This window comes from Bacillus cereus ATCC 14579 (assembly GCF_000007825.1).
GTDB lineage: Bacteria > Bacillota > Bacilli > Bacillales > Bacillaceae_G > Bacillus_A > Bacillus_A cereus.
Genome location: NC_004722.1, coordinates 2325810 through 2339544 on the forward strand (window position 1 = coordinate 2325810; position 13735 = coordinate 2339544).

A 13735-nucleotide genomic window follows, 5' to 3' on the forward strand; every position below is an offset into this window, starting at 1 on the left:
AGTTCTCTATAATACAAAGGGCTTCATGTGTAAAAAGAGAACACAATCTTAGTAAAGAAATAATGTATATTTATATGAAAAAATGGCACTGTTAATTGTTGAGTATATTCAAATTAATATGTGTATTTAAACCTAAGAGATAAACGTGGAAAAATAAAATAAACCCGTAAGTTTAGGTATTTAATCTAAGCAGTCAATTATTAAAAACATATAATTAATATGTGAGTCATGAACATAATTAAATAACGTTTTTAAGTTTAATTATATTTCATGTTTCCTATTTTAAGTCAATATATAACACATACTCTTTTACAACTTTATGATCCTTATAATAGGAAAAACTCAAATATAAAACAAGTAAGGAGGACATAAATGACAAGTAATAATTGTTTCGGTCATAACCACTGCAATAATCCGATTGTTTTCACTCCAGATTGTTGTAACAATCCACAAACAGTTCCGATTACTAGTGAGCAATTAGGTAGATTAATTACTTTACTAAACTCTTTAATTTCGGCTATTGCAGCGTTTTTTGCAAATCCAAGTGATGCAAACAGATTAGCTTTACTCAATTTGTTTACTCAACTATTGAACTTACTAAATGAATTAGCACCTTCTCCAGAAGGGAATTTCTTAAAACAATTAATTCAAAGTATTATTAATTTACTACAATCTCCTAACCCAAATCTAAGTCAATTACTTTCTTTATTACAACAATTCTACAGTGCTCTTGCACCATTCTTCTTCTCTTTAATTATTGACCCTGCAAGTTTACAACTTTTATTAAACTTATTAACTCAATTAATTGGTGCTACTCCAGGAGGCGGAGCAACAGGTCCAACAGGTCCAACAGGTCCAGGAGGTGGAGCGACAGGTCCAACAGGTCCAACAGGTCCAGGAGGCGGAGCGACAGGTCCAACAGGAGCAACAGGAGCAACAGGAGCGACAGGTCCAACAGGCCCAACAGGAGCGACAGGTCCAGCAGGTACTGGTGGAGCAACAGGTTTAACAGGAGCAACAGGCCCAACGGGAGCAACAGGTTTAACAGGAGCAACAGGCTTAACAGGAGCAACGGGTGCAACTGGTGGCGGAGCTATTATTCCGTTTGCTTCAGGTACAACACCAGCAGCGTTAGTTAATGCGTTAGTAGCTAATACAGGAACTCTTCTTGGATTTGGATTTAGTCAGCCTGGTATAGCATTAACGGGTGGAACAAGTATCACATTAGCATTAGGTGTAGGTGATTATGCATTTGTAGCACCAAGAGCAGGGGTTATTACGTCATTAGCAGGTTTCTTTAGTGCAACAGCTGCATTAGCTCCATTATCACCTGTTCAAGTGCAAATACAAATATTAACTGCACCTGCAGCAAGCAATACGTTTACAGTACAAGGCGCACCTCTTTTATTAACACCAGCATTTGCCGCAATAGCGATTGGTTCTACAGCATCAGGAATCATACCTGAAGCTATTCCAGTAGCGGCTGGGGATAAAATACTGTTATATGTTTCATTAACAGCAGCAAGTCCAATAGCTGCAGTTGCTGGATTTGTAAGTGCAGGTATTAATATCGTTTAATTTGTTACATTTAGTAGGAAATTAAACAGGGGTTTGTATATAGTCCTTCCTAATAAATTTAGGAAGGACTATATTTTTTTGAGAAATAAGTAATAAATCCATTGAACAATTACTCTTTGTTAAGTTCGTATAAAAAAGTATAATTTACCCTTTCTCATTTAAGGCATAAGTTATGTAACTTTAAAAATTTCCGATCAGCAAAAAAAGATGAATTCTTTTAAAAAAGAATTCATCCATAAAATAAACTATTTATTTTTATTGCAGTTACATCCTTTTTTCTTTATATAGCCTTGCTCGGCTAAGTCTCTTTGCGATTGGGAATTGGAAGATTGAGAATTGGAAGATTGAGAGGATGCTGAAGAGCTACTATTTTTATTATAAGAGTAGTTTTTTCGATAGTTATAATTACTCATAGTACTATCACCTCCAATTTAATATATAAATATTATATGTATGTACACTATCAATTGTTACTATTATTAATAGGAAGAGAACATACAATAAAAAAATCTCCTTGGTATTTTCCTAGGAGATAAATGATGATTCTTTTGAAAATTTACAAATTAATAGCCCCAGTAAAGAGGAAAGTAATAAGAATCTTGGTGATACGGATTCTGTTGTTGAGTGAGGGGCTGGGTTGGATAATTTTTCATTTCACGGTTTTGATTGCAGTTTGCCGGAGGACCAATTACGGTAGTTGATTGGATAGGGGAAACCGCTTGTTTCCATTGTTGTTCATTGAGACAATAAGTATGGGCCATCATATGAGCTGGAGTTAACCTTAAAATGTCAGAACCGAAAATAACTTCTGGAGTTGGAGCATTGAAAATAGCTAATAAATGAGTATTATCTGCTGTAGCAATTTCATAATGCCACCACGCTTGTGGAATGTTGGCAACTTGCCCGGGTTTTATCGGTAAGTTTAATATTTGATTCGTAAATGGATTAAGTAAAGAAACAACAGCAGACCCTGAAATACAATAAACAAGTTCAGCTGCATTTTGATGAATATGTGGTTCTACAACATTTCCTGTACTTAAATAAATATCTAATAAAGAAGTATTTTCTAAAGTATTTAATTGTTTAATACCAAGTACATTTATATAATTCTGGGCATCTTTCCGAAAAAAATTACTTTTATTTACATCATAAGTAAAATTGGGTTGAGGGGGAGGTATAGTCGATGTTGGCAGTCAATTGTATTACCCGCCTTTCTATAGGTAAGTTAGGTTACAAAATTAGGATATGTGTCTAGTCTTTGTTTTGTGCTGTTGTCGGTAGCTTAACACCTTATTCCATAAAGAATAAGGTGTTAAGACCAAACTATATTCGTATTCCCATTCATACTTTGGATTGATGGAAAAAAGTAATGAAAATGTTAATTTAAAAGTACATCAATCATTTATAAGGAGTGAATGTTCATGTCATTTAGTGAAATGATTAGAAATGAAGTACTCAGCTGGGCGGGTGTTTCTGAAAAACCGCATCGATTTGGTGGTATTGAAATAAATTATGGCAAGAAAGAACTTGGCCATCTTCATGGTGATAAATTAGCTGATTTACCATTTCCGAAGTTAAAGCGAGATGAATTAGTGAAGCAAGGCTTGGTAAAATCACATCACGTATTACCTGAATCAGGATGGATCAGTTATTATTTAAAGAGTGAAGAGGATATTCCATTTGCAATTGAGTTATTTCGTATGCAATATGACCGAATTAAAAAGTAATGAAATATAGTAGGGTAATAAAAATTTATTTTTATGTCACATCCCTCCTTAATCGTTCGTCTTGTATGTAGAACGATTAAGGAGGGATTTTATTATGAAGAAATTTGATGTAGCAATTGTTGGCGGTGGGCTTGCTGGATTAACAGCATCTATATATTTAGCGAAAGTTGGAAGGAAAGTGATTGTATTAGAAAAGTCCAGTCAATTCGGTGGCCGAGGGATGACTACAAATAAAAATGGAATCTGCATGAATCTTGGTGCACATGCTTTATATAGAGGCGGGGCAGCGTTTATAACTTTTAACGAGCTCGGTATGACTCTTCCAGGTGGAATACCATCTACAAAAGCACATGGAATATGGAAAGGGGATATATTCACCATCCCAACAGATTTTCGCTCAATTTTATCAACACCACTACTTTCTTGGTCTGCAAAAGTACAATTCTCACGTCTTATGATTCGTTTAGGAAATTTAGATGTAGGAGAAGTTCCGAAAATGAGTCTAACTACATGGGCAGAAAATGAAATAAAAGATCCAATGGTTCGCAATATATTTTATGCGCTATGCCGGACAACAACATATACGTTTGCTCCTACAATACAATTAGCATCATCTGTACTAAAGCAAATACAGCTTTCTATAAAAGAAGGAGTGCTTTATGTAGATGGTGGTTGGGAGACGATAATAACAAAATTAAGAGCTATAGCAAATGATATCGGGGTGCAGTTTTTGGCTAAAAAGCATGTTGTGGAAATTGAGCATTCCGAAGGTAAACAAAGAATACATTGTGTTGATGATGAGGTTTTTGAAGTAGGTACAGTCATCGTGACGACTCCGCCGAAAGAGGCTTGTAAAATAATAAAAGGTGCAGAAGGAACAAGTTTGCATAAATGGAGTGAACAATCGGTACCGGTTACTGTTGGTGCATTAGATATTGGCTTGAGACAATTACCCAATCCTACACATCAATTTGTATTAGGATTAGATCAACCTATATTTTTCACAAATCAATCGAGAGCAGCTAAATTAAGTGAAGACGGATCAATTGCAGTGAGTCTAATTAAGTACCATAATCCTGTGCTAGAGATGAATCATATTCATGAAGATAAAGAACAGTTGGAAAGTACGATGGAGTTGTTACACTCAAATTGGAAAAGAGAAGTTGTTGCACAGCAATATTTACCGAAAATAACAGTAGTACATGATTTTCCTCATATTGACCGTGTTGAAAAGCCGGGTCCTAATATACCTGAAATGCCAGGTGTTTATGTTGCAGGAGATTGGGCAGGGCATGATGAAATATTAGCTGATGCTGCGGTAGCAAGCGGGAAACGTGCAGCGTTACACATTTTAAAGCAATATGAAAGTGAGGCAGTTCATCATGGAAACGGAGCAGTTATATGAAGCGTATCAACCATTATTATTTTCGTTATCATACAGAATCCTTGGGAGTGTTATGGATGCTGAGGATATCGTTCAGGATGTATTTATCTCGCTAAATAATATAGAAGATCCACAATCTATAGAAAATATGAAAGCATATTTATGTAAGATGGCGACAAATCGTTCAATTGATAAATTACGATCGGCAGCGCATAAACGTAACGTGTATGTAGGGATGTGGTTACCAGAGCCACTTGTAGAAGAGAGTGATGAGCCATCAAAGTCATTTATAATGAAAGAATCCCTTTCCACCGCATATTTATTACTTTTACAACAACTATCTGAGGTAGAAAGGATTGTTTTCATATTAAGAGAGGTTTTCAGTTATGAATACGAAGAAATAGCTTCAATTGTTGATAAGAGTAGTGTGAACTGCAGGAAGATCTTTCAACGTGCACGAAAAAGCATGTTGGAGAAACCGAAGCAATCAAAATTAAGCACGGAGAAAATGGCTTCTTATGTTGAAAAGTTTGTAGCATCATTACAGTGTGGGGATACGGAAGGTATGTTGGAAGTATTAAAAACAGATGCTATACTCAAAGCTGATGGTGGCGGTAAAGTTACGACTGCGATCAATCCAATTTATTCTGCAGATCGAATTATACGTTTGTTCTTTGGAATTGCACAACGATTGACAGAAGAGTACACTGTTGATTTCAAAATGGTAAATGGTATACCAGGAGTTATAGTTACAATAAATAATAAAGTAACATATGTTCTTTCGTTTGCATTTGAGGATGAGAAGATTTCAAATATTTATATGATGGTTAATCCTGAAAAACTTATGCATTTAAATGTAAAAATATAAAAAAGCGCATTTCTTCAGAAATGCGTTTTTTATTATTTTTCTAACATTTCAAGAGGTACATCTTTTTCGCCAGCTACCTCAAATTTAATTTCCCCGTCTTCTTCATAAATACGTGTAATAATCGGTATAGTAATCATTAATTTTTTATGCTGCTTTCGTTTTCGAGCAGCATCTAAGCTAATCACGTTCATTTGTAAGCATCCTTTCTTCTGGAAATATATAAACAAAGAAAATGCGTCCGAAAAGGGCGCTTAATTGAATTTGAAATACCGATTCATTTAAATGGGGTTTATATAATTTAATAACTGCAATTTTAATATGAAATAATATGAATGGAATAATTGCACGTAGAAATTAACTTTACCAAAAAACGAAACAATATGCTATAAAAAATTATAAATCTTTGTCATATAACAGGAAAAAGGTTTTTGTTTCGCATATAATAAAAAGTAGACGGGCAGCAAGAGTTTTTTCATCATATTGCTTGGAAAGGCGATGAAAAGAATGGATACAGTAGATTCATTATTATTGCAACTTGAACAATATGGAGAAGAGCATGATCGAAATAAAAAAACAAGGGAAGAAAAATTACGGAATGTTTCTCGTGAGATGGGGCAATTTTTATCAATTTTAGTAAAAGGGTGTAATGCAAAAAACATTTTAGAAATCGGAACTTCTAATGGTTATTCTACATTGTGGTTAGCTAATGCGGTAGAAGAAACAAATGGAAATGTAACAACTGTAGAGCTTTCTTCAGAACGAGTTGGAGAGGCACTTGTCAATTTTGAAAAGGCAAACCTGTTACAAAGAATTGATATTCACAATCAAGAAGCAGGGGCATTTTTAGATTCTCAATTAGATCATTCATTTGATTTTATTTTCCTAGATTCAGAGCGCACGCAATACATGTGGTGGTTTGAGCATATAAAACGTATGTTACAGCCAAAAGGTTTTCTTGTTGTTGATAATGCAACTTCTCATGCAAGTGAATTAGATGAGTTTATAAAAATGATTGAAGAAGATGATACGTTTGAAACAGTGTTATTAGCGTTTCAAAAGGGAGCATTTGTAGCTCACAAAAATAAATAGAAGTGAGTGTAATAGAATTATCACATTGAAAACGGGTGAATGTCAAAAGATTGAGTGTAGCACGATTAAAAGAACGTAAATTATTTAGGAAATATATGAAGAATCCGCCTTCAGCATGTAGTTCTCTAGGTCTTAAGTCTGAGGAAAATTATGTTGATTACAGGTATACTTATAGTAAGAAACAGGGAATGACTGCATAAACAGACATTTCTAAAAAAATCGATTTCAAGCAATCAGAATGTGTATGAAATACGATATAATTGATGAAATATAGTGCATATAAATTCGCACATATAAATAAAGGAGCGATTTTGTTGACTGAACTCGAGAAAAAAGAACCTGTATCCATTGTGAAAGATAATAATGTAGAAGTAGTGGTTGATACAGTTATAAAAGATGAAGAACTTGATGAATTAAATAAAGAAGCCGATCTTTATGTACAAAAGTTAAATAGCGAGCAAAATACAGATTTATCAAAAGTATTGTCGCAGCTAGGAGATTTGGGGGATAAAGAACAACAAGCAGCAGGACAAACGTTATCAGCATTAAAACGTCCTGTAACAGCGATGATGAATGGAAAGAATGAAGAAATTCCAAATACATTGTTAGAATTACGCAAAGTAGTATCAGAGCTTGATCCGAATTCATTAAAAGCAAGTGGTATGAAGAAAATTATGTTTAAAGTATTTAAGAAAAATCCACTTGAAACATACGTGCATAAATATCAATCTATAGATAAGCAAATTGAGGAAATTATTAGATCCCTTCTAATTGGTCGTGATAACTTACAAGAGGATACAGTTGGTCTTGAAATGTTAAAAGAACAATCGCACGATAAAATTCATGCGCTTGATAAACAAGTATACTTAGGGAAAAAGCTTGCTGGCATGCTTGAAGCTGAGAAACAAAATCCAGAGCGTCAAAGGGATATTCCGTTAATTAACGATGCATTAGAAAAGATACTTGTACGTACACGTAATATGCAGCAAGCGAAAAGTGTATTATTACAATCTATAGCTTCTGTAGACATCATTAAGAAAAATAATGAAAAATTAACAGAGGCAATACGTAATGCGATTACGATGACACAAAACGTTGTAACAGTTTCAGCTGCTATTCAGCTTGCATTAACGAATCAACGTAAAACAATTGATGCGGTAAATGCAACGAATGAAGCAATTGAATCGATGGTATTAAGTAATTCTCAAGCGTTAAAACAAAATACAGAAGAAACGACGAAATTGCTTGAAAACCCTGCTATTAGCATGGATAAATTACGTGAATCATTCCAAAATGTGTTCGCTGCAATTGAAGCATCTGAAAAATCGTCAGAACGTATTATCGAGTCAAGTAAGAAGTTCGTTATTGAACTAGACACATTTAATGATGAGATGAAGCAGAAACTCATTCAGCGTCCAAGGAAATAACGGATTATTAGAGGAGGTGAACAAATGAGTTTCATTCAAACAGTACTATTACTACTCGGTACATTGCTTTTAATAGCATTTACTGTTGTTGTTTTAGTCGTATATTTCGGAAGGAAGCTGTATTTTTCATGGACGAAGCCATATAAAAGAGCGCAAGATTCTTTAGATAAGTTATCAAACAAATCAATACCGTTTCTACAAGAATTTACACAACATCCACTGTTTTATCGCTGGATTCGCACCGAAGGGAAGAAAGAACAAAATACATTAAATACTCTATTTTGTGCATCAGGTCAACGTACGAGAGAACAAGTCTTCTCGATGTTACCGAAAGAAAAGCAGAAAAAAGTGCATGTAATGGCAAAAACTACGAAAAAGCTTACGAATGAAGATATCGATGTAGCCACGATGAAAGTGAAAGATTTCTTAAGACAAGAAGCGCAGCAAACGGTAAAACCGACAGACTTATCATTTTACAAATTGTATTTTTATGACCGTTATCCAGACGCATTAAATACAATTCAAGCGTATAAACGCTCAATAAATCCTTCATTACAAAGAACGGTTGATGATATTACAATTTCAGTATTGAATGCACTTCCGTACTATCAAGAGCAACGCATGTTTGAACAACAACATAAACTTGAAACATTCTTAATGAAAGATTTAACGACCATGTTATCGTTGGTAGTACAATTACCACCTTCACAAAGACCAGAGAAGGAAGAAGAATTGAAAATCTACTTGGAAAATTTCCAAAAAGAAATGGAAGTAGTAGAGCGAGATATTCGCGACTCAATTGATCACGATTTAAATGTGAAGATGAGAGCAGCGACTGAGAAGTTTAAGAATAAATAGAAGAGATCGCCTAAAAGTTGAATGTTTCAGCTTTTAGGCGTTTTTTTTGTAAATTGAGAGTGTTTAATCTTTTGTAAAATTGTATATGCAAACGTAAATAAATGGTAAAATATAGAGTGGTTTTTTGTACTTTGTGTAAATAATTATTATAAAAGGGGTATGGTATTGTGTTATTTGAGTTAGTCATCCTATTTGTAATTTTATTTTTATTTCTGGGCTATCCCATTAGTAAAGCTTGGGATAGTTTCCAATCGAAGAAGGAAAATTCCTCAAGTATACTAAAGTTCGAGCCACAGGAAATATTATCAATATGTTTGAGTTATTTTATATTTGGTTTAGGCATTATGTGGAATGCAAATGATGTAAGAGGAGGAATACCATTACATAAATTTGAAAAGAACGGAATGATGTCTGATCAATATGCTTCTTTAGCACATGACCACATTGCTATAGTAGTTCTCTTAGTTATTTTAGGTGCGGTTTCGTATTGGAGATTAACGAAAGGCCTAACAAAACTTTCACCAATATTTTATATTTTTTATAGTACTTTAATGATAGTAAACATTGTATATACATTCATCTATATTACCCATACAGGCTTTGCCTTTTATACGGAACTCGGAGGATTGAGATACATTCCAGTCTTTTGTATTCAAGTTGGGATGCTTGCATTTAGTCTATTATTCATAGCTAAATTAAGAAATACATTAGATTATTTCATACAATCTCAGAATGAGAAAGATTATACGCAGAGCAACAGAATTATATTATTGCTGTATCGTATTTCTTTTGGATATCAAAAAATGGCTACAGTCTGGATGATAAGTTTATTTCCTGTCTTGTTAATTATTCAATTCATTTTAATACTGTTTGGCCAAAAACCAGATAGTTTTATAAGAGTGTTTATGGAAACAAGTAGTTTTAATTATTCTAAGATTCCTGCCCCAAGTCCTCAAATTGTCTCCGGGGATGGGCATTATTTATGTACAGTTTCTGTGAAAGGCCATAAAAACATCGTTAAGCCATTACGAGCAGGAATTAGGCATGGGGAAAGAATTACAGTTAATCGACAGTTATTAATTGCGAACGCTTTTGAAAATGTAATTGAGGAGCGGGTACCAAAATGTCATAAAGTTATTCGTAATTTTTATGATAAATACGGTTATCCGATTAGTAAACATATTAATACGAAATGGTCGGCTGATTTTGTTTATATTTTAATGAAGCCACTAGAATGGTTCTTCTTATTTGTACTTTACACAGTAGATAAAAACCCTGAGAATAGAATTCATATTCAATATAGTGAACTACGAAAATAAAAGTAAGAGCCCGCATTCAAAAAAATGGGGGCTCTTACTTTTATTTTGCTTGAATAGTAGATTTACTAGAAGCCACACTTTCATTATGCAATCGATCAACTGCAGTTACGACATAGGTATACGTTTCTCCGGAAATAGCGGTTTTATCTACATAAATTTCTCCAAGTTTTGTTTTTCTTACAGTAGTAAGTAAATTTTTGGGATTTTGTATATCCACTTCATTTTTCCCATTCACGCGGTAAATAGCGTAATAAGCAGAATCATTATCTCTATTGTCAATGATACCGATTGCAATACCTTCATCTCTTGGAATGGCGCCTTTTAAAGTCGGTTGTTTTGGTGGATCATGATCAAGCCAAGGCATAGGCGGGATTAATGCAGGATGTTTATATATGTTTTCTGAAAGTCTATCTTTAACTCCGAGTGGATTGTTATTAATATCTTTTAAGCTAAAATGCATACTACCTTTTATATCAGGATATAGCCGGTTTAATGCAATTTGTTTTGGATATTCTTCTGGATCAGACCAAGCAGGGACGGAGTTATTATTAATTTTATAGGCCGCTTGACCGATGTATAGGTGAAGCGGTTTGTTATTTGTTTCTTTAACCCACCAATCTACTAATATGTCATATGCAGCTGGGGTGAAACCTATATTCCAATATATTTGCGGTGTAATGTAGTCAATATATCCTTTTTGTATCCACTCACGTGTGTCAGCATAAAGGTCATCATAGTTTCTTTGGCCTGCGGTTGTGTTAGAGCCAGTGGGATCGTCAGCTATATTTCGCCATACGCCGAACGGACTAATGCCAAACTTTACATATGATTTTTCTTGTTTTATAGCAGTATTTAAATCTTTTACAAGTTCATTTACATTGTTACGTCGCCAATCTTCTATATTTGTAAATCTACCATTATTATATGTTTCGTACGTTTTCTGATCTGGAAATTCTTCACCGGCTACTTTATATGGGTAAAAATAATCATCCATATGCAGCGCATCAATATCGTAATTTTCTACGATTTCTAAAGCGCCTTCTGTTATAAATTTTTTCACTTCCGGAATACCGGGATTGTAATATAACTTTCCGCCATAAGTGACAACCCAATCGGGATGTTGCCTTGCAGGGTGATTATTTGATAATCGATTTATATCGGTGTGATTCATCGTTATTCGGTATGGGTTAATCCAAGCGTGGAATTCTATATTTCTTTTATGAGTTTCTTCAATCATAAATGCGAGCGGGTCATAACCAGGATCTTTTCCTTGTGTTCCTGTAATGTATTCAGACCAAGGACCGTAATTTGAAGGATAGAAAGCATCAGCGGTTGGTTTAATTTGTACAACAACTGCATTCATACCAGTGCTTTTTACATCGTCTAATAATCTTATAAATTCTTGCTTCTGTTTTTCAATAGGTAAGCCAGTTTTTGAGGGCCAATCAATATTCAGAACTGATGCGATCCATACAGCACGTAATTCATGTTTTTTGTACGTAGTATTTACTTCAGCATAAGTAAAGTGAGGGGGAATGAAAGAGAAAGGGATGAACAAGATAACGATACAACATATCATTAATAAACGTTTAACGATCATTTATACGCCTCCCTATCATATGATTATTTAAAATAATATATGAGGCGAGGTTGACTTTGCAATAGAGAAAATTGCATATTGAAACATTAATTTAATAAGAAAAATATTTTTAATGAAATTTACTTTCATTATAACTAAATTCATTTACTACTTCATATGCTTGTTAGTAAAGTGAAACTTCCTTTTATTTGAAGGGTAATAAATTATAAGTATAGGAGGATTAATAAATGAAAGTTTTGTTCGTCTGTTCTGGAGGAATGTCCAGTGCAATTGTTGTAAACGCTTTAAAAAAAGAAGCGGAGAAAAATGGTGTGAACATGGAAGTGCATGCAATTGGAACGAATGAGGTAGAGGAAGAAGTAAAGAATGGCTGGGATGTCGTAATGGTGGCACCTCAAATAAGACACCGATTTGACTCTGTAAAAAAATTTGCAGAGGAGGAATCTATTCCGTGTGGCATCATACCGCCGCAAGCATACACACCGCTTGGCGGCCCGACTTTATTAAAAACTGTAAATGAATTAATCAGTTAGGGGGAAACGTTATGAATAAGTTTGTCACGTTTCTTGATAAAAACTTATCTGGACCGATGGCAAGGCTTTCTGAGCAGAGACATTTACAAGCAATCCGTGATGGAGTTATTTCGGCGTTACCATTTATTATAGTAGGAAGCTTCTTTTTAATAGTAGCATTTCCACCACTGCCGAAAGATAGTTTTATATCAGTTTGGGCATTAAAGAATCAAACAAGTATATTGATACCATATCGTTTAACCATGTTTATTATGTCCTTATATATCGCATTTGGAATAGGATATAATTTAGCGAAAAGTTATAAATTAGATGCTTTATCAGGAGCACAGCTCGCGGTATGTTCACTACTTTTAACATTAACGCCTGAGTTAATTGATAAAAAAGGATTCATGCTTCCGATGACAAATCTCGGAGGTCATGGATTATTTGTGACGATGATTGTTTCTATTTTATCCGTAGAGATTTTAAGGTTTTGTAAGAAGAAAAATGTAATGATTAAAATGCCAGAACAAGTACCGCCATCTGTATCGCGTTCATTTGAAGCACTTATACCTGCAGCATTCGTTATTATTATAATGAGTCTAGTAACTGTCGTTTTTAGCATTGATTTACACCATGTTGTTGATAAATTAGCAGCACCATTAGTAAAAGCTGGGGACAGTTACTTCGGTGTAATGATTCCAGTGTTTTTAATTACGTTTTTTTGGTCATTCGGCATCCATGGTGTGTCGGTTGTTGGAACTGTTGCTAGGCCATTATGGGAAGTATACCTAGGGAAAAATGGTGAAGCAGTTGCTAGTGGAGCAGATCAGTTGCCATTTATTTCACCAGAGCCGTTATATCAATGGTTTATATGGATTGGCGGTTCTGGTGCGACGTTAGGGCTTGTATTAGCTATGATTGTATTTGGTCGATCGAAATATTCGAAAGCATTATCAAGAACTTGTATTGTTCCGGGTATTTTTAATATTAATGAACCAGTCATATTCGGATTACCGATTGTACTAAATCCAATTTTAATTATCCCATTTATCATTACACCACTTGTAACAGCAACTGTTGCATATTCAGCAACTGCGATGGGATTTGTAACACCAACGCATATTATGCCGCCATGGACACTACCTGCTCCAATTGGTGCATATTTAGCAACAGGTGGAGATTGGCGTGCGATTGTATTAGTTTTTATAAATATAGCAATATCGTTCCTTATTTATTTACCATTCTTTAAAATGTACGACAAAAATATGCTTGAAATTGAAAAAAATGGTGATGGGGAATCTGTTAATCCTTAATCTGCACGCTGTTATTTTGAGTGATAGACTTTTTGTCTATCACTTCTTTCACATTAA

General features: G+C 34.4%; 12 protein-coding genes and 1 pseudogene. 10 read left to right on the plus strand and 3 right to left on the minus strand.

What is annotated here, in order from left to right:
• The first annotated feature begins 372 nt into the window (after positions 1-372).
• Positions 373-1578, plus strand: coding sequence for an exosporium glycoprotein BclB-related protein (locus tag BC_RS11925; RefSeq protein ID WP_000203317.1), 1206 nt, complete (start codon positions 373-375; stop codon positions 1576-1578).
• A gap of 563 nt (positions 1579-2141) precedes the next feature.
• On the opposite strand, the pseudogene BC_RS11930 reads toward BC_RS11925, so the two are convergent.
• A pseudogene (locus BC_RS11930) lies at positions 2142-2775 on the minus strand (cupin domain-containing protein).
• Between the two features lie 224 nt (positions 2776-2999).
• On the opposite strand from BC_RS11930, the gene BC_RS11935 reads away from it, so the two are divergent.
• From BC_RS11935 to BC_RS11945, 3 genes are all read left to right on the plus strand, one after another.
• Positions 3000-3305 carry a luciferase family protein gene (locus tag BC_RS11935; RefSeq protein WP_000010320.1) on the plus strand — a complete coding sequence of 102 codons (306 nt, stop codon included), beginning with the start codon at positions 3000-3002 and terminating at the stop codon, positions 3303-3305.
• A gap of 94 nt (positions 3306-3399) precedes the next feature.
• Positions 3400-4710, plus strand: coding sequence for a phytoene desaturase family protein (locus BC_RS11940; protein ID WP_000713010.1), 1311 nt, complete (start codon positions 3400-3402; stop codon positions 4708-4710).
• The gene (locus BC_RS11945; RefSeq protein ID WP_000447162.1) at positions 4688-5557 is read left to right on the plus strand and encodes a sigma-70 family RNA polymerase sigma factor; all 870 of its coding nucleotides are present in this window, start codon (positions 4688-4690) and stop codon (positions 5555-5557) included. The genes BC_RS11940 and BC_RS11945 overlap by 23 nt, the downstream gene beginning before the upstream one ends.
• Positions 5558-5589: 32 nt before the next feature.
• On the opposite strand, the gene BC_RS27650 is transcribed toward BC_RS11945, so the two are convergent.
• The gene (locus BC_RS27650; RefSeq protein ID WP_001100984.1) at positions 5590-5748 is read right to left on the minus strand and encodes a hypothetical protein; all 159 of its coding nucleotides are present in this window, start codon (positions 5746-5748) and stop codon (positions 5590-5592) included.
• Between the two features lie 304 nt (positions 5749-6052).
• Here BC_RS27650 and BC_RS11950 point away from each other — a divergent pair, with 304 nt between their 5' ends.
• The 4 genes from BC_RS11950 (at position 6053) to BC_RS11965 (ending at position 10250) form a co-directional block, all read left to right on the plus strand.
• A complete protein-coding gene (locus tag BC_RS11950; RefSeq protein WP_033685480.1) occupies positions 6053-6646 on the plus strand; it encodes an O-methyltransferase in 594 nt (197 codons plus the stop codon).
• Between the two features lie 314 nt (positions 6647-6960).
• Entirely contained in the window at positions 6961-8073 is a 1113-nt protein-coding gene (locus BC_RS11955; RefSeq protein WP_000137402.1) for a toxic anion resistance protein, read from the plus strand.
• 24 nt (positions 8074-8097) lie between these two features.
• Complete coding sequence (locus BC_RS11960) at positions 8098-8931, plus strand: DUF3974 domain-containing protein (RefSeq protein ID WP_000008379.1); 834 nt, start codon at positions 8098-8100, stop codon at positions 8929-8931.
• A gap of 167 nt (positions 8932-9098) precedes the next feature.
• Positions 9099-10250 (plus strand): DUF6688 domain-containing protein, encoded by a 1152-nt coding sequence (locus BC_RS11965; protein ID WP_000895914.1) that lies wholly within the window; start codon positions 9099-9101, stop codon positions 10248-10250.
• 40 nt (positions 10251-10290) lie between these two features.
• Here BC_RS11965 and BC_RS11970 read toward each other — a convergent pair whose 3' ends face one another.
• On the minus strand, positions 10291-11850 hold the full coding sequence (locus tag BC_RS11970) for a glycoside hydrolase family 10 protein (protein ID WP_000635999.1): 1560 nt from the start codon (positions 11848-11850) through the stop codon (positions 10291-10293).
• Positions 11851-12077: 227 nt separating this feature from the next.
• On the opposite strand from BC_RS11970, the gene BC_RS11975 reads away from it, so the two are divergent.
• Both BC_RS11975 and BC_RS11980 read left to right on the plus strand, forming a co-directional pair.
• Positions 12078-12383 (plus strand): PTS sugar transporter subunit IIB, encoded by a 306-nt coding sequence (locus BC_RS11975; RefSeq protein WP_000865907.1) that lies wholly within the window; start codon positions 12078-12080, stop codon positions 12381-12383.
• A gap of 11 nt (positions 12384-12394) precedes the next feature.
• The gene (locus BC_RS11980) at positions 12395-13678 is read left to right on the plus strand and encodes a PTS sugar transporter subunit IIC (protein ID WP_001032280.1); all 1284 of its coding nucleotides are present in this window, start codon (positions 12395-12397) and stop codon (positions 13676-13678) included.
• Positions 13679-13735: the final 57 nt, after the last annotated feature.